Origin of the sequence: Aminobacter sp. MSH1, assembly GCF_003071665.1 — a bacterium.
In the GTDB taxonomy this organism is placed as follows: domain Bacteria; phylum Pseudomonadota; class Alphaproteobacteria; order Rhizobiales; family Rhizobiaceae; genus Aminobacter; species Aminobacter niigataensis.
This window is the reverse complement of sequence record NZ_CP026265.1, coordinates 828,248-846,163: the sequence shown is the minus strand read 5'-3', so window position 1 is coordinate 846,163 and position 17,916 is coordinate 828,248. Positions and strand designations below refer to the sequence as shown.

Annotated in this window: 17 protein-coding genes and 1 tRNA gene; 9 read left to right on the top strand and 9 right to left on the bottom strand. The window is 64.0% G+C overall.

What is annotated here, in order from left to right:
* Positions 1 to 112 precede the first annotated feature (112 nt).
* Positions 113 to 1,297: a CmlA/FloR family chloramphenicol efflux MFS transporter gene (gene cml / locus CO731_RS04075; protein ID WP_108606058.1), complete on the top strand. Its 1,185-nt coding sequence runs from the start codon at positions 113 to 115 to the stop codon at positions 1,295 to 1,297.
* A gap of 21 nt (positions 1,298 to 1,318) precedes the next feature.
* Here the strand turns inward: cml and gshB are convergent, their stop codons facing one another.
* A complete protein-coding gene (gene gshB, locus CO731_RS04070; protein ID WP_108606057.1) occupies positions 1,319 to 2,260 on the bottom strand; it encodes a glutathione synthase in 942 nt (313 codons plus the stop codon).
* 294 nt (positions 2,261 to 2,554) lie between these two features.
* On the opposite strand from gshB, the gene CO731_RS04065 reads away from it, so the two are divergent.
* A complete protein-coding gene (locus CO731_RS04065) occupies positions 2,555 to 3,898 on the top strand; it encodes an EAL domain-containing protein (RefSeq protein WP_108606056.1) in 1,344 nt (447 codons plus the stop codon).
* Here the strand turns inward: CO731_RS04065 and CO731_RS28580 are convergent.
* Positions 3,880 to 4,119 carry a hypothetical protein gene (locus CO731_RS28580; protein WP_159091555.1) on the bottom strand — a complete coding sequence of 80 codons (240 nt, stop codon included), beginning with the start codon at positions 4,117 to 4,119 and terminating at the stop codon, positions 3,880 to 3,882. The genes CO731_RS04065 and CO731_RS28580 overlap by 19 nt on opposite strands.
* Between CO731_RS28580 and CO731_RS04060 the strand changes: the two genes are divergently transcribed.
* The 5 genes from CO731_RS04060 (at position 4,118) to CO731_RS04040 (ending at position 8,517) form a co-directional block, all read left to right on the top strand.
* Positions 4,118 to 4,885 (top strand): SDR family oxidoreductase, encoded by a 768-nt coding sequence (locus CO731_RS04060; protein ID WP_108606055.1) that lies wholly within the window; start codon positions 4,118 to 4,120, stop codon positions 4,883 to 4,885. The genes CO731_RS28580 and CO731_RS04060 overlap by 2 nt on opposite strands.
* Complete coding sequence (locus tag CO731_RS04055; protein WP_108606054.1) at positions 4,882 to 5,814, top strand: 2-dehydro-3-deoxygalactonokinase; 933 nt, start codon at positions 4,882 to 4,884, stop codon at positions 5,812 to 5,814. Before CO731_RS04060 ends, CO731_RS04055 begins: the two co-directional genes overlap by 4 nt.
* Positions 5,815 to 5,818: 4 nt before the next feature.
* Entirely contained in the window at positions 5,819 to 6,454 is a 636-nt protein-coding gene (locus tag CO731_RS04050; RefSeq protein ID WP_108606053.1) for a 2-dehydro-3-deoxy-6-phosphogalactonate aldolase, read from the top strand.
* A 1-nt stretch (position 6,455) separates the two neighbouring features.
* Positions 6,456 to 7,325 (top strand): SMP-30/gluconolactonase/LRE family protein, encoded by an 870-nt coding sequence (locus tag CO731_RS04045; RefSeq protein ID WP_108606052.1) that lies wholly within the window; start codon positions 6,456 to 6,458, stop codon positions 7,323 to 7,325.
* Positions 7,326 to 7,461: 136 nt separating this feature from the next.
* Positions 7,462 to 8,517: a D-alanine:D-lactate ligase-like protein gene (locus CO731_RS04040; protein ID WP_108606051.1), complete on the top strand. Its 1,056-nt coding sequence runs from the start codon at positions 7,462 to 7,464 to the stop codon at positions 8,515 to 8,517.
* A gap of 33 nt (positions 8,518 to 8,550) precedes the next feature.
* On the opposite strand, the gene CO731_RS04035 is transcribed toward CO731_RS04040, so the two are convergent.
* Positions 8,551 to 8,907, bottom strand: coding sequence for a septal ring lytic transglycosylase RlpA family protein (locus CO731_RS04035; RefSeq protein WP_108606050.1), 357 nt, complete (start codon positions 8,905 to 8,907; stop codon positions 8,551 to 8,553).
* 400 nt (positions 8,908 to 9,307) lie between these two features.
* Complete coding sequence (locus CO731_RS04030; RefSeq protein ID WP_108606049.1) at positions 9,308 to 11,194, bottom strand: glycosyltransferase family 2 protein; 1,887 nt, start codon at positions 11,192 to 11,194, stop codon at positions 9,308 to 9,310.
* A 176-nt stretch (positions 11,195 to 11,370) separates the two neighbouring features.
* Here CO731_RS04030 and CO731_RS04025 point away from each other — a divergent pair, with 176 nt between their 5' ends.
* Both CO731_RS04025 and CO731_RS04020 read left to right on the top strand, forming a co-directional pair.
* Entirely contained in the window at positions 11,371 to 12,345 is a 975-nt protein-coding gene (locus tag CO731_RS04025) for a glycosyltransferase family A protein (protein ID WP_108606048.1), read from the top strand.
* A gap of 175 nt (positions 12,346 to 12,520) precedes the next feature.
* Positions 12,521 to 12,895 carry a hypothetical protein gene (locus CO731_RS04020; RefSeq protein ID WP_183263272.1) on the top strand — a complete coding sequence of 125 codons (375 nt, stop codon included), beginning with the start codon at positions 12,521 to 12,523 and terminating at the stop codon, positions 12,893 to 12,895.
* A gap of 117 nt (positions 12,896 to 13,012) precedes the next feature.
* Here the strand turns inward: CO731_RS04020 and CO731_RS04015 are convergent, their stop codons facing one another.
* The 5 genes from CO731_RS04015 to CO731_RS03995 all read right to left on the bottom strand — a co-directional run bounded on the left by CO731_RS04015 (position 13,013) and on the right by CO731_RS03995 (position 17,900).
* A complete protein-coding gene (locus CO731_RS04015; RefSeq protein ID WP_108606046.1) occupies positions 13,013 to 13,501 on the bottom strand; it encodes a YbjN domain-containing protein in 489 nt (162 codons plus the stop codon).
* Between the two features lie 201 nt (positions 13,502 to 13,702).
* The gene (locus tag CO731_RS04010) at positions 13,703 to 15,637 is read right to left on the bottom strand and encodes a GtrA family protein (protein ID WP_108606045.1); all 1,935 of its coding nucleotides are present in this window, start codon (positions 15,635 to 15,637) and stop codon (positions 13,703 to 13,705) included.
* A 47-nt stretch (positions 15,638 to 15,684) separates the two neighbouring features.
* A complete protein-coding gene (locus CO731_RS04005) occupies positions 15,685 to 16,713 on the bottom strand; it encodes a glycosyltransferase family 2 protein (RefSeq protein ID WP_199914555.1) in 1,029 nt (342 codons plus the stop codon).
* Positions 16,714 to 17,017: 304 nt separating this feature from the next.
* Positions 17,018 to 17,102: transfer RNA gene (locus CO731_RS04000), tRNA-Leu, on the bottom strand.
* Between the two features lie 180 nt (positions 17,103 to 17,282).
* Positions 17,283 to 17,900 carry a 2,3-bisphosphoglycerate-dependent phosphoglycerate mutase gene (locus tag CO731_RS03995; protein ID WP_108606043.1) on the bottom strand — a complete coding sequence of 206 codons (618 nt, stop codon included), beginning with the start codon at positions 17,898 to 17,900 and terminating at the stop codon, positions 17,283 to 17,285.
* Between the last annotated feature and the right edge of the window lie 16 nt (positions 17,901 to 17,916).

Sequence of the window (17,916 nt, the reverse complement as noted above, 5' to 3'; positions counted from 1 at the left end):
TAGGCCGCAACAACACCGAGACGTTGTTGCGGCGCCCTGCCCTCTCATTTCCCCAGACAAGCGAAGTGGCAGATCGCCGCCAGATGAAATTCATTTGAGCGGATGCATTGCCATGCCCAATCGAAACTTTTCCACGTGGGGCCATTCCCTTCCTGCGGCGCTGCTGCTGATGGCGCCCTTCGACATCCTGGCCTCGCTGGCCATGGACATCTACCTGCCGGTCGTGCCGGAGATGCCGGCCATCCTCGGCACGACGCCGGACATCGTCCAGCTGACGCTGAGCCTCTACATGATCGTGCTCGGCCTGGGCCAGGTCGTCTTCGGGCCGATCTCCGACCGGATCGGCCGCCGGCCGGTGCTGATCGGTGGCGCGGTCCTGTTTGCGGCAGCCTCGTTCCTGCTCGCCGGCACATCGTCCGCGCCGATCTTCGTCGGCTTGCGCGTGCTGCAGGCGCTGGGTGCGTCGGCGGCATTGGTCGCCACCTTCGCCACGGTGCGCGACGTCTATGCCGAGCGGGCGGAAGGCACCGTCATCTATGGGCTGTTCAGTGCCATCCTGGCCTGCGTGCCGGCACTCGGCCCGATCGCCGGGGCGCTGATCGCCCATGGCCTGGGCTGGCGCGCGATCTTCTTGAGCCTCGGCATTCTTGCCGTCGGTGCCGTGCTGAATGCGCTGCCGCGCTGGCACGAGACACGGCCCGATACCGTGCGGTCGCGGCCGGCGTTCCGAAAAATCCTGAAAAGCCCGGCCTTCTGGGTCTACACGCTTGGCTTCAGCGCGGCGATGGGCGCGTTCTTCGTCTTCTTCTCGACGGCGCCGCGCGTGCTCATCGAGGGGGCCGGCCATTCGCAGCTCAGCTTCAGCATGGCCTTCGCCACGGCGGCGATCGCAATGATCGTCACCACGCGCTTCGCCAAACTGTTCGTGGCGCACTGGGGCGTTGCCGGCAGCCTCGCGCGAGGAATGGCGATGCTCCTGCTCGGCGCTGCATTTCTGACCATCGGGCAACTGTTCGCCGAGCCGTCGTTCCTGACCTTCGTCTTGCCGATGTGGGTGATCTCGGTCGGCATCGTCTTCGCCGGCTCGGTGACGGCAAATGGCGCGCTCGAGGCGTTCGGCGATGCCGCAGGCACCGCGGTCGCGCTCTATTTCTGCGTCCAGAGCATGATCGTCGGCCTGATCGGCACGCTGGCGGTGGTCGTGCTCGGCGGCGATACGGCCTGGCCGCTGGCGGCCTATTGCGCGGTCATGGCGCTGGTGACCCTCGGCGGCCTGTGGCTGCTCGGACGACGTTAGCGAAAAGTGGAGGCGGGCCGCTCAGGCCCGCTTCTTCTCCACTACGTCCCAGAACAGCGCGGCGATGTCGGCGCCGCCGAATTTCTTGACCTCGCGGATGCCGGTCGGCGAGGTCACGTTGATCTCGGTCATGTAGTCGCCGATGACGTCGATGCCGACGAGGATGAAGCCGCGTTCGCGCAGCGACGGGCCGATGCGGGCGCAGATCTCGCGTTCGCGCTCGGTCAGCTCGGTCTTTTCGGCGCGGCCGCCGGCATGCATGTTGGAGCGCGCGTCGTGCTCGGCAGGCACGCGGTTGATGGCGCCGACGGGCTCGCCGTCGATCAGGATGATTCGCTTGTCGCCCTTGCGCACGTCCTTGAGGTAGCGCTGGACGATGTAGGGCTCGCGGAACATCTGGCCGAACATTTCGAGCAGCGACGACAGGTTGCGATCGGCCTCGTGCAGATGGAAGATGCCAGCGCCGCCATTGCCGTAGAGCGGCTTGACGATGATGTCGCCGAACTCCTTGCGGAAGGCGGTGACTTCAGCCGGGTCCTTGGTGATCAGCGTCTCCGGCATCAGGTCGGCGAATTCGGTGACGAAGATCTTTTCGGGGCTGTTGCGCACCCAGGCCGGGTCGTTGACGACGAGCGTCTTCGGGTGGATGCGCTCGAGGATGTGGGTGGTGGTGATGTAGTTCATATCGAAGGGCGGATCCTGGCGCAGCAGGATCACGTCCATCTCCGACAGGTCGGTACGCACGGGCTCGTCGAGGGTGAAATGGTCGCCCTTGACGTCGCGCACTTCGAGCTTCTCGATGCGGGCAAAGACCTTGCCGTCGCGCATAGACAGCCGGTCGGGCGTGTAGTGGAAGAGTTCGTGGCCGCGACGCTGCGCCTCCAGCGACAGCGCGAACGACGTGTCGCCGGCGATGTTGACGGTGGAGATATGGTCCATCTGGACGGCGATCTTGAGCGGCATGGAGGTCTCCGGCGCGGCTGGTCGATGTGATGGCGCGGACAAGCAGAACCGGCCGCACGCCTGGGTGACGAGGATGTAGCAATTTGGCCGCCTTATGCAATGGCAGGGCGGCGTCTTGGCACTGCGCAATCGCCTGATGCGGCCTTGCAAGCGCACCGCGCAACGTCGGCGGACCGGGGGCAACCGGCAGGGATTGAAACCGGTTTCGCAAATGACGGATTGAATACAATTCCTAAACGCTTTGCTGCCAGTGTCCTGCAACGATTGCAATCATTGGAAGAACAGAGACTAGGTATGTCACTCGGCGCGAGCTATTCGGACAGGGATACGGCGGATCTGGCCTTCACCGACGCCTTGACCGGCCTCGGCAACCAGCGCCGTTTCTTCGACAAGGTCGAGCGCCTGATCGGCGACCGCGCCGAGGACCCGGCACCGTTCACCGTCGGTATCCTCGATCTCGACGGATTCAAGCCGATCAACGACCTGTTCGGCCATCGCGCCGGCGACGAGATCCTGGTCCAGGTGGCGATGCGCCTGCGCGCCGCCTGCGATGGCTATTCAGCGGTCGCACGCATCGGCGCCGACGAATTCGCCTTCCTCTACCCGCTGGTGTTCTCCGAGGATGCCGCGGCCGAAAAGGCCCGCATGCTGATCGAAATCCTGTCGGCGCCTTACGACGTCGGTGAGCGCACTGCGCGCCTGTCGGCCTCGGTCGGCTGCTCGCTGTTCCATTCCAGCGACGACACCACCGAAACACTGGTGCGCAAGGCCGAGACCGCGCTCTACCACGCCAAGCGCTCGGGCCGCGGCCGCGTCGTCGTCTACACCCGCGAAATGGAAGAGGCGGCCAAGCGCGTCACCCGCATCGAGCAGGCGCTGCGCCGCGCCGTCGCCGCCGGTGAGGTCGCGCCGCATTTCCAGCCGATCGTCGATCTCAACAGCCGCCGCACCATCGGTTTCGAGGCGCTGGCCCGCTGGACCGACCGCGATCTCGGCCCGGTGTCGCCAGCCGTGTTCATTCCCATCGCCGAAGAACGCGGCATCATCGGCCCGCTGTCGCAACTGGTGCTGCGCAAGGCGGCGGAAGCTGCGCGCAGCTGGCCGAAGGACATGTTCCTGTCGTTCAACCTGTCGCCGTCGCAGCTCGTCGACCAGAACACCGGCCTGCACATCTTGTCGATCCTCGAACGCACCGGCTTCGACCCGCGCCGGCTTGAGATCGAGATTACCGAAACCGGCCTGATGACCGATCCGGCCTCGGCCGAAAAGATCGTCGAGGATCTCCGGCGCGTCGGCATCCGCGTCTCGCTCGACGATTTCGGCACCGGCCAGTCGTCGCTCGGCCGCCTGCGCGAATTCCGCTTCGACAAGCTCAAGATCGACCGCGCCTTCGTCGCCTCGATCCTCGAGGACCGGCCGTCCGAACACATCATCCGCGCCATCCTGGCGATGTGCGAGGGCCTCGGCATGGATGTCGTTGCCGAAGGCATCGAGATGGAAGCGCAAGCCGAGCGGCTGGTGCAGTTCGGTTGTGCCGGCGGGCAGGGCTATCTGTTCGGCCGCCCGGCAGATGCCGACGCGACGCTCGGCTACCTCCGCGAAGCCCATCGCGGCGCGGCCTACGCGCGGGCGATCTGAGCAAAGGCAAGCGCCAGGACGCAGTTGCTTCCCCTTCGATAGCCGCGTCCGGTCACCTGCGCACCGGGCAGGGCAGTACCCAGTTTCATTACCCCTTCAATCGTTTGAAAAAGACGCTTTCGGCGGCCGAAAAGCGTTTCAACTTTGCCGGTCGATGGGCTAATACAGGCGCGCTGCGCGGCCAGCCATGCCCGGCCCGCACGATGCGGGGGAAAAATCATGATGCCATCGGCACGATTTCCTGATCTCGAGGGGCAGTCGGTGCTCATCACCGGCGGCGGCACCGGCATCGGCGCCGTGCTGACCGAGGCTTTTGCCCGCCAGGGCGCCAAGGTCGCCTTCATCGACATCGCCCTGAAACCGAGCCAGGAACTGTGCGACGAGATCGAGCAGGCGACGGGCAACCGGCCGCTCTACCTGCGCGCCGACCTGCGCGACATCGCCGAGCTGCGCCGTGCGGTGGCCCGCGCGGAGGAGGAGCATGGGCCGGTAACGGTGCTGGTCAACAACGCTGCCAACGATGTGCGCCACGAAGTGGCAGATGTCACCCCCGAAAGCTGGGACGACAACCAGGCCGTCAACATCAGGCCGCACTTCTTCACCATCCAGGCGGTGGCGCCTGGCATGGTCAAGGCCGGGGGCGGCTCGATCGTCAATTTCAGCTCGACCTCCTACATGCTCAATATCGGCGCCATGCCGGCCTACACGGCTGCGAAGGCTGCGATCGTCGGGCTGACCAAGGGGCTCGCCGGCCGCTACGGCCCTGACAACATCAGGGTCAATGCGGTGGCGCCGGGCTGGGTCATTACCGAGCGGCAGCGCGAATTGTGGGTCAGCGAGAAGGCGCTCAAGTCCCACATATCGCGGCAGTGCATCAAGCGCATGATGCTGCCGGAAGACATGGTCGGCACGGTGCTGTTCCTGGCGTCGGACGCATCGAGAATGCTGACGGCGCAAACTTTGATCGTCGATGGAGGTATCCTGTGAGTTCCAAGCCAACAATCGCTGCCGTCGACTGGGGCACCACGCGGATGCGCGTCTGGCTGCTCGACGGAACGGGTGCGGTCGTCGACGAGCGCCGCAGCGACGAAGGCTTGCTTACCGCCCAGCACAAGGGTTTTGCGCCGATCCTCGACCGCCATCTCAAGGACATGGGCGCGCCCGGCGACCTGCCGGCCATCGTCTGCGGCATGGCCGGCGCTCGCCAGGGCTGGATCGAGGCGCCCTATGTCGAGGTGCCGGCGTCGCTTGGCGACATCCTGGGCGCAGCGGTGCCGGTTCCCGATGCCGGCCGCGACGTGCGGATCGTGCCGGGGCTCGCCCAGCGCAATCCGCGCACGCCCGATGTGATGCGTGGCGAGGAAACCCAGCTTGCCGGCATCGCCGCCGAGGTCGGCTCCGGCAGCCATCTCGTCTGCATGCCTGGCACCCACTGCAAATGGGTCGGCGTCGATGACGGTACGGTCAGCGGCTTCGGCACCTGGCCGACGGGCGAGATGTTTTCGGTATTTGCCCAGCATTCGATCCTGCGCCATTCGCTTGGCGAGAAGCCGGCGCCGGTGGCTCCCGACAACGCCGTGTTCCAGGAGTGGTGCCGCGAGGCACTGGCGGACGGCGACATCGGTGCCCGCCTGTTTGGCATCCGCGCCGCCGGCCTGTTGAACGGGCTCGGACAGGCCGATGCGGCGGCGGCCCTGTCGGGCCTGCTGATCGGCGCCGAGATCGCCTCGGCGACGCGTCGCTTCGGCAAGCGCGACACGCCTGTCGTGTTGGTCGGTTCGGGACCGCTGGGCGCGCTTTATGCCGAGGCGCTGAAGCTTGGCGGTCTGGCAGTGCGCCTCGCCGATGCCGACAAGGCTGTGCTTTCAGGCCTGGTGGCCGCAGCCCGGCGCAATGGAATGCTTGTTGAGGGATGACGACATGACTGTAACGGCTCCATTTCCGGCACTTGGCCGCGGCCTCGTCGCCATTCTGCGCGGCCTGAAACCCGAGGAGGCGCTCGATGTCGGCCGCGCCGTTTTCGACGCCGGCATCGAGGCGATCGAGGTGCCGCTCAATTCGCCCGACCCGTTCCGTTCGATCGAGATCTTGGCCAAGGCGCTGCCGACGGCGCTTGTCGGCGGCGGCACCGTGGTGTGGGCCAAGGATGTCGACCGGCTCAACGATGCCGGCGGTCGCCTGCTGGTCAGCCCGAACATCGACGCCGAGGTGATGGGCCGCGCCGGCGTGCATAAGATGGTGACGATGCCGGGCGTCTTCACGCCGACAGACGCGTTCCTGGCGCTGCGCCTCGGCGCTTCGGCGCTGAAGTTCTTCCCGGCCAGCGTGCTCGGCACCGGCGGCATTTCGGCCATTCGCGCCGTGCTGCCCAAGGAAACGCAGGTGGGCGTCGTCGGCGGCGTGTCGGAAGTCGATTTCGACGCCTATGCCAAGGTCGGCGTCCAGCTGTTCGGGCTTGGTTCGAGCCTCTACAAGCCTGGCATGACGTCAGCCGAAGTCGGTGAGCGCGCCCGTGCCGCCGTCGCTGGCTGGGACGCCATCGGCAAGGGAGCCTGACATGGCGGCCGTGATCCTGTCCGACGAAGCCTGCAGCCTGGGCGAGGGGCCGACCTACGATCCGGCCAGCGATACGCTCTACTGGTTCGACATCCTGGCAAGCCGGATGCTGGAAAGGAAACTGTCGGGCGGCCAAACGCGCATCCACCAGCTCGGCGAGATGGCGAGCGCCATTGCCACGATCGACGGCGAACGCCAGCTGTTGCTGACCGAGACCGGGCTGCATGTCCGCGATGCCGCGACCGGCAAGCTGACGCTTCACATGTCGGTGGAAGCTGCCAACAACGGCACGCGTTCGAACGACGCCCGCGTGCATCCTTGCGGTGCGCTGTGGTTCGGCACCATGGGCAAGAATGCCGAGGCAGGGGCAGGCGCCATCTACTGGTATTTCCGCGGCGAGCTGCGGCTGCTGTTGCCGGCGATCAGCATCCCCAACTCGATCTGCTTCAGCGCCGACGGCAAGACCGCCTATTACGTCGATACGGCCGTCAACCTGCTCTATCGCCTCGACTGCGATGCCGATACCGGCCTGCCGCTGGGCGAGCCGAAGCTGTTCGTCGACCGCCGCGGCGACAAGGGCGGCATCGACGGCTCGGTGGTCGACCGCGACGGCGTCCTGTGGAATGCGTGCTGGGGCGGCGGCCGTGTCGACGCCTATGCGCCCGATGGCAGCCTGCTGCGCAGCGTGCCGGTGCCGGCGGTCCAGGCCTCCTGTCCGGCCTTTGTCGGGCCCGCGGCTGACCGGCTGGCGGTGACCAGCGCTGCAGTAGGACTGAGCGCCAAGGCGCTGCGGGCCGACCCGCATGCCGGCAAGACCTTCCTGCTCGACATTGCCGTCAATGGCCGCCACGAGCCGAACGTCCTGATCTGAGTTTCAGACATCAGGGCTGTCGCCCGGACGGCGGCAACAGGTCGGTTTTCCGGCATGTCATGTGGGTCGGGGATGCCATTGTCGGCAGCCGGCGCGGCATCATTGCTTCGCCGCATGACAGCAGGAAGCGTGCCCGATGACCGGAAAAAGCCCGACGCTCATTCTCGTCCATGAGCCGGAGCGCGCCTGCTTCGACCGGCTGCTGGCCGATGGGTTTCCCGCCCAGGCGGCAACGGAGATTTCCTCCTATCTGGCGCAATCGACCGACCTGGCGCCCGAGTTCGAAGCACTTGCCGATGCCTGCGCGGCGCGGGGCCTCGATTTCCGCGCCGTCGAGCTTGACGATGCGGCCGAGGTGCTGGCGGCATGCGACCGCCGCGACAGCCTGGTGTGGACGCTGACCGACGGCATAGCTTATTTCCGTGGCGGCGCGGCGCCGGCGCTGGCAAGGCTGAATGGCCTGCGCACCATCGGCGCCGACGACAGCCTGTTTGCACTGTGCCAGGACAAGTTCAGGGCAGGTGCGGTTCTCGCCGCGCTCGGCTTGCCCGTTCCGGCTGCGGGCGTGGCGCGTGGCGACAAGTGGCTGGTCGAGCCACCGGCGTCATCGTCGGGCTATTTCGTCAAGCCGAACCGGCTCGGCGCCAAGATAGGTATCTGGGAGGATTCGCGCATTGGCAAGGCCGGGGATGCGCTGGCGCTCGGGCGCCGGGTGTTCGACGCCTATCGCGATGACGTCATCGTCCAGCCCTATGTCGCGGGTCGCAATGTGCGTGCGAGCTTTCTGGCCGTCGACCCCGATGCCGGGCCCGAGGTGCTGGGCATCGTCTTTGTTGATTCAGGCGGCGATTTCCAGACCATGGCCGACAGCATGGCGCTGTATGGCGATACCGGCACTGCGGCCAAGGCCGACGGAAGCTACAGCGAGCCGGAGCTGGTTCATGTGGGATCGGTTCAGCCGGTTGCTGCGGCGACGATCCGTCGGATTGCGGCGCGGCTGATGGCGGGGCTCGGCCTGCGTGATGTCTTTTCGCTCGATTTCCGCGTCGAGGCCGACGACACGGTGCACCTGATCGAGTTCGAGGTCTGTCCCGGACTGCCCTGCTTCGATTTCCGAGCCTATTGCCGGGCCGAATGGCACCTCAGCCTCGTCGAGGCGATGGCCGAGACAGCCGCGCGGCGCATCGGCTAGTTCGCGAAGTGCCGCGCCTTCGGCGCGCAAATGTCAGGTGCGCTGCATGCAGACAGATGTGTGGCCCGAGCGGATGAAGCCGATCTGCTGGGCCGCACCCTTGGAAAGATCGAGCACGCGTCCCTTGGCAAACGGGCCACGATCGTTGATGCGCACGACCACGCTCTTGCCGTTCTTCTGGTTGGTCACCCGGATCTTGGTGCCGAAGGGAAGCGAACGGTGAGCTGCGGTCATGGCCGATGGATTCATGCGTTCGCCCGAAGCGGTCTTCGAGGTCAGCGCGTACCAGGAAGCCTTGCCGCATTGGGCCGAGGCGGTACCGGTGAAGGCAATCATCATGCCGGCGGCGAGGGTGGCCGCCGCGATCGCGGGCTTGGCGCTCTTCTTCATCTTCTGGTTAATGCTCCGTTGATGCACACACGGAGCGGTTTCAACCCAAATGTGGCAGCGAATGGGGCAAGCTTCGGGCGGTTCCGTGGCGGCCGCACACGTTTGGAGTCTCAAGGTAACAGTTTGTCAGGCGGATTCTTTGAATCTGTAAGGAATTTATTCACAAAAGCCGATGCCGCGCAGAGGTGAACTTCAGATGTGCCTGAGTCCCCGCTCATGTAGAGCGTGGCGATTATTGCTTGGGTATACTTTGCAGATAGATGCCGGCCAAAGGAAAGATCGATAACGACCAGAAACTGGTTCGGATGATTCAAGTAGGATTGTGCGGGCCCGTAGCGCGGTAAAACGGGCGGATTGCCCCGTGCCCTGGAACCGGCTTCCGGCGGGTGGCCGCCGTGATCTATTTTGTGCGTCGTGCCTCGCCTGTGCCGCGCATCGCCCTGATACCCCGCCGCAGGAAACAGCCCATTGCGCTTGTCATGCCCGGCACCGCACGGAAGAATTCCGGGTCGGAGAACAGGTTTGGGTCGTATTCGACGGTATCGAGCGCCTGGAGCTTCTCCCAGGCCGTCGACCGGTCTCCGGCGACGAGCGTGCGCAGGTTGGCGGTCGTCTTGCGGTCGTGGACGAAGGACAATTGCACGTGCTCGGCCATGCGCCGGCGCTCTGCCGCATCGAAAAGCTTCACCAGCTTGTAGTGGCGCATCGGCAGCAGCAGCGGGCTGCGCCAGGCGTCGGAGCGAACCCTCGGCTGGTCGGAGTAGCCGAGATCGTGGAAGCCGTGATGGACCTTGATGTCCTGGCGGTACCTCACCAGCGGAACCTTGCGCAGCACGTCCACCGTGCCGGCGATGCGATAGCGCGCATCGATGCAATAGCTGGCGCGCCATCGTTTGCCGAAGGCCCAGCGCACCGACTTGTTGGCGCGGTAGGCGGTGCTGTCGCCCCTTCCATCGAGCAGATGGCGATCGAACTCATGCAGGAATGAGGCATGTGCCGGGCCGTTGGCCAGGCCGGAAGCTGCCGGCAGCATGTCGACGAGCACACCCGGCACCCAGGACCGGCCGGCGGCCGATGCTGCCAAGACCACGTCGCCCATGGTGCCGCCGAGCGCAGACGGGACATCGACGAATTCGTCGGCGTCGATGGTGAGTGCCCATCGACCTTGCGGCAGCACGGCCTTCATGGCGGCCATCAGCCACGCGTTCTTGCAGGTTCGATAGTGGCCCACCCTCGGCGCCAGGGTAAGGACGTCGCGATAAGGCAGGGTTTCGGCCACCGGCACCGCCGAGCGGTCGTCGATGATGAAGAACGGTCCACAGCCGATGCGGCTGTAATGCCTGTACCACTCCTCGAGCACGAACGTGTCGTCCTTCACGCAGGCAAAGACCGGCACCTTGCCGTCGTCGAGTTGGGGAAGGGGCCGGCCCGGCTCCTCGAAAAAGCACCGTAAGGCCTCTGCCGGACCTTGTGCGGCGATGGCTACGTGCACTGCCTGCATCGCGTCGGCAAAATAGCGCTCCTTGTTGTCGGCCTTGCTGGCATTCCTGGCAAAACTTGATGCGCGGTTGAAGTGTTGCATGGCGCCGAGAAGCCCGCAGTCGTCGGCATAGCCCTTGTTCCTTGGGTTGAGCGGCTTGGTGGTGCGCAAGTCGTCGACCACAAGGTTTTTCACTGTGATACCTTCGCCGAGCATGAAGTTGGCAGTGGCCTTCGACTTCTGCAGCGCGCCGCCGGGGAAATGCGAGATGTAGGTGAGGTCGCGGTCGGCCCGCAGCGCGGAGAGGATGAGGTCCATCTCGTCGAACTGGCGCGGCAACGCCCTTTCGTCATATCCAACGGAACGATAAAGATCGGCCGGCAGCGTGACCCTGCCGCAGGTGCCGTCGCCCCAGTTGCCGCTGAAATGATGGATCAGCATCTTGCGGCCATGCTCGGCATGCAGGTCCAGGATTTGCTGCGTCTCTGCCGGCGAGACGAAGTTGTCGGCGTCAAGGCTGGAATAGATCGCGCCCTCGATATGGTCGCGGAACACGTTTTTGGCCCGGCCGAAATGCCATGGATCCAGGTGCCCGACCCGCCTTGGCTTCAGGTACCCGGACGCGATTTCCGCGACAAAGGTCTCGCGCAGCCAGCAATCCAGTTCGTCGTCCGTGTCGAAATTGGCGACGACGAATTCCACCAGCGTTTCGAACTGGCGGTTCTGGTCGAGATTTTGCCGCAGCGTCAGCCTGAGGTCGGCCGCCCGGTCCTGGACGGGGATGCAATAGGACAGGATCGGTCTCATGGAACACTCGCGCGGTTTGCTTCGGCCACTCAAGCCTGCCTGATTAAATCGGGTTGTATCGCATAAAAATTTCTACTTGCAATAGATGTATGATTGTGGGAAACGGGAGCCGCCCCCGCACTTGAGACCTGTTGCCGCTGCCCTGGCGACGCAAATCCGAATGCGGAGCAAGGGCCATGTCCTCGAATTCGATGCCGCGTCTGCGGCTCTGTGTTGCTGCCATCACCCGGCAACGACCAGTCATGCTCAAGCAGCTTCTCGCCTCATGGTCTGCTTGTGAGATGCCTCCCCTCACCGACGTCAGCTTCGTCGTGGTCGAGAATGCGGCTCAGCCCGATTGTCGCGATATCGTGCTTGGCGCTGCCGGGGGCCTGAACCTCGACTATCGGCTCGAGCCGTCCATCGGCATTCCTTTCGCGCGCAATCGTGCGGTCGAGCATGCGCTCGAATCCGGGGCCGATCTTGTCGCCTTCGTCGACGACGACGAGCGCGTCGCCAAGGATTGGCTTGTCGAACTTGTCGCCGAATATCGCCGCAGCCGGGCGCTACTCATCGGCGGCCCGGTGGAGGCGCAGCCGCCCGCGGTTCCGCTGTCGCGGTGGCGCAAGGCGATCATGCGCGGCGTCCAGCAGCGGTTCCGCCACAAGGCGGTCGTTGCCCGGTGCCAGAACGCGGCGGGCAGGGCGGATCGGATCACCGTCGTGACCAACAACTGGCTCGCACACCGCGACCTGTTCGTGGTCCACAGGCTGCGGTTCGACGAGCGCGATCCGATGTCGGGTGGCAGCGACGCGGCATTCGACCACGAGGTCACGCGCCTTGGACTGACGAAATCCTGGGCTGACCGGGCCATGGTCTACGAAACGATGCCGCCTTCACGCCTGACCTTTTCCTATCAGTTCAGGCGCGCCCGCGATCAATCGCTGGCGTCGTTCACCCGCAAGCGAAGGGGCGGCGACAGGAGGGCAGCGTCGCTTGTGCCGCTGCTCGCCTACAGGCTGCTTGCCACTGCCGCCACCGCACTTGCGGTGCCGATCCGCGGTGGCCCTGGGGTACTTGCCCTGGCGCGTGCGTCCGGTTGGTCGGCAGGCCGGATACTCGGCTTGCTCGGGTCGCGGTCGCGGCTCTATGCGAAGGTGACCGGCGAGTAGCTTCGATGTCGCCAGTGTGATCGTCCGCCGGAACCGGATCCATTGAACTTGTTGCACTTTTTTGAGATAATGGCGCCAGTGCGAAGAACGCCCGACTGAGGAGTTCGACAACCACGCACTTGGTCCTCACGGGCGTTTGAGCAGAACTCAAATGTAGCCTGAGAGGATTTTGATCATGGCAACGCTCAATGTAATGGGTCCCCTGGGACTGTCGCAACATCGGCGCTGGGAGGACATCGCTTCGATGATCCTCGGCGCCGCGATCATCGTGTCGCCGATGTGGTTCGGCGAAACCGGCATGCCGACCATGATGGCGGTGACCGCACTCGTCGGCGCCGCGATCGTCGTGCTTTCCGGACTGGAGCAGATCTTCCTGCGGCGCTGGGAGGAAATCCTGTCGCTGTTCTGCGGCGTCTGGATGGTGGTGCAGCCCTTCGTCTTCGGATATGGCGGCGTGCTGCGCAACTGGCATGTCGGCCTCGGCATCGCAGTGGCGGTGCTGGCAGTTCTGGAACTCTGGCAGGACCGCAACCGCAACCTCGAGGCTTGAGCAAGGCAGCTCGACGCGCGAAGGCCCGGCAACTGACAACGGGCCCGAAGCTCACCTATGCAAAGGGCGCCGATGGGTGCCCTTTGCATGAGTTCGCGAGACTGGAGGCCGCGCTGTTCAGCGCCAGCCGATATAGGCGGTGAACTCTGCCATCAGCGTGTCGAAACGCTCGAGGTTTTGCGACAGGTTGCCGGACGAGACGCCGCCGCCGCAATCGATCAGATAGTCGAAATAGGTATTGTCCTTTTCGTTGGAGGCGCGGCCGGCGACCTTCTTGTTGTTCCATTCGAGCGCTTTGTCCTGCATCGCCTTGTCGGTCTTGAAGCTGCTCTGGAACTGCACCCGCCGGCATTTCTGCGGTTCGCCCTCGCAATTGTAGAAATAGACCCAGAAATTCATGCCGGAGGCCTTGGAATCGATGACAGGCAGGTTGTCGCTGTCGGTGCCGACTTTGGCCTGATATCCGGCCTTGGTCATGATCTCCTGGAGTTCCGCGACGGTGACGCCTTCGAGCACGCTCGGCGCGGCTTGGGGTTTGTCTTCAGCCCTGGCTGCAGTACCGGCAGCAAGGGCCAGGGCACCGGCGAAAAGGGCAAAGCGCAGCATCGGCGTGCTCCTCAACAGGTTGTGCGAACGTATTAGCGCAACCTGATATTATCACCGACCATGGGCCGGCTGGAAGCCGACCATTCGGACGATGATCGAGGGAGAGACTGCGGGTAGCAGGCCAGTGCCAAATGCGCGTGGCGCTCGATCGGGATGGCTCAAGGCCTGTATTTAGGCCGGGGCGGAAAAGCCGATTGCATGCTAATGGATGGTTCGGCAGCCCACCGGACGCTCCGGCTGCCAATCAGCAGCTTTCTTGTAAGACGTGTAGATCACGCTTTTCCTGTCTAGGGAGTAGTTGGCGAAAAGGCGCTCGAAGTCCTTGTCCTTCCTGAAGAATTCCAGGATGTCGAAGCCGGGAGATTTCGACAGGCGGAAGTCGTCCACCAAGATGATATCAGGCACATTGCACCGAAGGTCCTCGACGGTCTGGCGCCGAATGTCGTTTGCCAGGGCGGCGAGTTCCGGCGTCAGGCTGCCGTATTTTTTTTCGTGTTCGGACATGGCAAGCACCATCCAGAAGGCGAAATAGCGCGATGGCCATTTGAGTCCGGCCTTCTCCACCGTGGGCCAGAAGTTGGTCGGATGTGCCGTCAGCATCATTGTTGCCGTTCCGGGCCTGCTGTCGCGCAGCAGGTCACGAACGGTGGCCTCGGTGACATTCTTGTAGGGACCGGCGGCGAGGCTGACGATCAAGGGGAGGAGGGTGCAGACGACGAGAGCGGCGTTTGCAGGGAGCGTAACACTCCTCCAGCGGTGCTTCTGCCAGAGAGGGGCGACGGCGAAGAACAACAGCGCAGTCGTCGGAACCGAATGGTACCGCCAGCCTTTCTGCTGCGCGAAATAGGCGAAGCTGAAGGCCAGCGCAGCCAGCGCGGACGCGAATGTCAGCGAAGGCAGCGTGCTCCTTTGCTGCCACAACACAATGCCCGACAGCGCCCAGACGGCTATGAACGGCCGCAGGAACTGCTTGAGAAAAGATACCTCATAGCCGTCATAGGCGATGCTCACCATCGGCACCATGGTCGTCAGGAAATCCGGCGCAAGCAGGACGACGGCGACACCATAGCTGGCGGCGCCGGCCGACAGAATCACGGTTTCGGCACGAACGGGCGTCCAGTTTCGCCGCAGCCTGTAGATGAGCCAGAGCTCGAGCAGCAGCGGCACCAGCACGAAATAGTGTTTCAAGGCAAAGCCAGATGCCGCCAACAGTCCGGTAGCGGCAGCAACCTTCCAGTCCGTGGGGAGGTTGTCGGCGCGCCTAGCAATCAAAGCCAGGTAGGGGATGGCGCCGATAGCTGCCAAGTGCTCGCGTTGTGCAAATTCCTGAATGGGAATTATGACCAGTGCAAGAAATGCGGTGACAAGCAGAGTTGCGCGCGTCGCGGGGGATGTGTCCGTCAGGAGGATGGACAACAACGCAAGTGCAGCCGCAATGAGGAGAAACACCGCCGCGACAATGGCCTGCACCGACGGGATGTCGAGTGCCTGCGCGGTCCATTCCACTGGAATGGCCATCCAGAACCACAGAGGTGGGTTCAGTTCCAGGATATCCCTGTACAGCACGGCGCCGCCAAGCATTTGGCGGGCGATCCACATCTGCCATACCACGTCGAGGGAAACTGCGATGTTCCGGAGCATCAGATAGGCAGCCAACAAGCCCAGCAAGATGGCTGCTTCCGGCCAACGCTCTGTCGAGAGCGTGTAGTCTCGGCGTTCCTTGCTCTGTAATCCCGAGCGTGGAACGAACACGAAATGTGCGGATCCGAGGTAGAAGGTGATCGAATAGACGCCGATGCCGGCGAGGTGGGTCAATGGGTTGTCGACAATGCCACCAGCCCGTGCCGCCATCACGACGGCAAGGTTCGCCGCATAGGCGATGGCAAAGCTGATCGCATATCTCCACACCACACCCGGCTGATATCCGGCCGTCCGATCGAATGTCCAAAGGCTGTTGAGGACGAAGCTCAGAAGCAGACCTGCTGCGAAGCCAGTGACATTCGCCATGAAATCGCCGAAGCCAAGCTTCAGCAATGCCAATATGATGCCGAATCCGAGTGCCGTGTTCAGCAGACCAACGGCCCCGTATCTGAGGACACGCTGCAGTTCAAACAGCGGTTTCGATCGGGTGGACACTATGCTGCGCTCCGAAAAGAAGATCTGTGGCGGCGTGCCGGCCGGTCTCAGGCACGGAGCGCTTCCTTGACCAGTTGTTGAAGATTGCGAGCGCCCACGTCTTGTTCATCGGCGACTTCGCCCGAGATGACCTCGTTGACGATGTAGAGCGGCCGCCGCTTCGTCTCCATGTACATCCGGCCGAGATACTCGCCGAAGATGCCGAGCACCAGCAGTTGCACGCTGCCGAGGATGAGCACGATGGCAGCAAGGCTGGTCCAGCCGGGCAGGACGCTGCCCATCAACCACGAATAGAGGGTGTGGCCGAGCGTGAGCAGGCCGAGCACGCCGAAGGCCATGCCCAGATGCGACGCAAAGCGCAGGGGTGCGACGGAAAAGCTCGTCATGGCGTCGATTGCCAGCAGGATCATCTTGCGCAGCGGGTAATGGGTGGTGCCGGCAAAGCGGCGTTGGCGCTGGTAGGGGAAGGCGACCTGTTTCAGCCCGATCCAGCTCACCATGCCGCGGATGAAGCGGTAGCGCTCGGGCATCGCATTGAGGTGATCGAGCGCGCGGCGGCTCATCAGCCGGAAATCGCCAGTATCGGCGGCGATGTCGACATCGACCATCCGGCGCAGCAAACGATAGAAGATCGAGGCAGTGGCGAGCTTGAACCAGCCCTCGCCCTCGCGCACCTGGCGCTGGCCGTAGACGACGTCGAAGCCCTCGTCCATCTTAGCCATCAACCCGCCGAGCAGTTCCGGCGGATCCTGGAGATCGGCGTCGAGGATGAGGATGCGCCTGCCGCAGCAGAATTCCAGGCCGGCGCTGAGCGCGATCTGGTGGCCATAGTTGCGGGCAAGGTCTATCCCGACGATGTGACTGTCACGTGCCGCCAAGTTGAAGATCGCGTCACGGGTGCCGTCGGTCGACCCGTCGTTGACGAGTACGATCTCATAGGACTGGCCTGCCTGTGCCTGGCAGGATGCGGAAACGCGCCTGTAGAGCTCTCCAATGCCGTCGATTTCATTGTAACAGGGCACAACCACCGAAAGCGCGACCTGGCGCTGCCCGGACAGGTATTTTGGATCGGCCACCGCGCTACTCCCCCCAACTATTCGGTAGCAACGGTAAGTTGAATTGGTAACAAAACAAATAATGGCCGGATGCCAACTTGGCACGCGGTATGTAGTACTAGGCGTATTGAGATGATGCCGGCCTGCAACTGGCCTATACCTGCCCATGGGGGCCGCTCATCTGCGGCACGGCTCCAGGTTCTAGACACCCCAGAGGGTGTGTCGACTAGCCGAGCGGTCCGGCGCGGCAGAGCGATTGTGAAGGAAAGATCATTGTCGGTCGACGCATCGACCGACTGGTTCATCCGGTTGGTAGTCCGGATGATGGTGCCCAGAAGAGGACTCGAACCTCCACGCCTCGCGGCACACGGACCTGAACCGTGCGCGTCTACCAATTCCGCCATCTGGGCTGGTGGGCGCTGATGTAAGCGGGCGAAGCGACTGTGTCAACGCGCTTTTTCAGCTTTTGCCGACGAATGCTGCGACAGGCCGGAATTGTCGCGTTTGGCGTGCCGCATGACGTTGCGGCAGGCAGCGCGGCGCAGCCGGCAAAGGGGTGGGAGGCGCGAATCGGCGGCTCCCGTGTCGGCTCAGGCCAGCACTTCCTTGGAAGCGACGGTCGAATCGGCGTTGAGCTTGTAGACGATCGGCACGCCGGTTCCGAGTTCGAGCTTGACGATGTCCGGGCCCGAAATGCCTTCGAGCGCCATGATCAGCGCGCGCAGCGAATTGCCATGCGCTGCGACCAGCACCGTGCCGCCGGAGAGCACATGCGGCTGCATGTCGTGCATGTAGTAGGGCCAGACGCGCGCGCCGGTGTCCTTCAAGCTTTCGCCGCCGGGCGGCGGGGTGTCGTAGGAGCGGCGCCAGACGTGGACTTGTTCCTCGCCCCACTTGGCGCGGGCATCGTCCTTGTTGAGGCCGTTGAGGTCGCCGTAGTCGCGCTCGTTGAGCGCCTGGTTGCGGATCGTCTTGAGGTCGCTCTGGCCGGTGGCGTCGAGAATGTGCTGGCAGGTCTTCTGCGCGCGCATCAGCGCCGAGGTGAAGGCGATGTCGAATTTCAGGCCGCGCGCCCTGAGCTTCTGTCCGGCGGCCTTGGCTTCGGCGGTGCCTTGCTCGGTCAGGTCGACGTCGCGCCAGCCGGTGAACAGGTTCTTCAGGTTCCATTCGCTCTGGCCGTGACGGACGAGCACGAGAGTACCGGACATTTTAGCTCCCTTGAGG